Origin of the sequence: Brevibacillus sp. HB1.4B (assembly GCF_013284285.1) — a bacterium.
Taxonomy (GTDB): Bacteria; Bacillota; Bacilli; order Brevibacillales; family Brevibacillaceae; genus Brevibacillus; species Brevibacillus porteri.
On record NZ_JABSUT010000036.1, the window covers coordinates 1 to 354 of the forward strand.

At 47.7% G+C, this 354-nt stretch carries 3 tRNA genes; all 3 read right to left on the reverse strand.

Going from position 1 to position 354, the window contains the following annotated elements:
* Nucleotides 1-7: 7 nt before the first annotated feature.
* Nucleotides 8-92, reverse strand: a tRNA-Tyr gene (locus HP398_RS30610).
* 7 nt (nt 93-99) lie between these two features.
* Nucleotides 100-175: transfer RNA gene (locus HP398_RS30615), tRNA-Thr, on the reverse strand.
* A 100-nt stretch (nt 176-275) separates the two neighbouring features.
* Nucleotides 276-352 (reverse strand) — tRNA-Asp (locus tag HP398_RS30620).
* Nucleotides 353-354 lie beyond the last annotated feature (2 nt).

Genomic DNA, 354 nt, shown 5'->3' on the forward strand with positions numbered 1-354 from the left:
ATGAAAATGGTGGGGAGAGACGGATTCGAACCGCCGAACCCGGAGGGAGCAGATTTACAGTCTGCCGTGTTTAGCCACTTCACTATCTCCCCAAATTCATGGTGCCGGCAATAGGACTTGAACCCACAACCCCCTGATTACAAGTCAGGTGCTCTACCAATTGAGCTATACCGGCATATCTTTAATTATGGCATATCTTTCATGGAAAATCAACGTTTTTTTATTACATTAAACCTTTTTCATGTTCGTGAACTATGCCATCTCGTTAAGAAAGATGGCGGAGCTGACGGGACTCGAACCCGCGACCTCCGGTGTGACAGACCGGCGTGAACTCCAACTTCACCACAGCTCCAA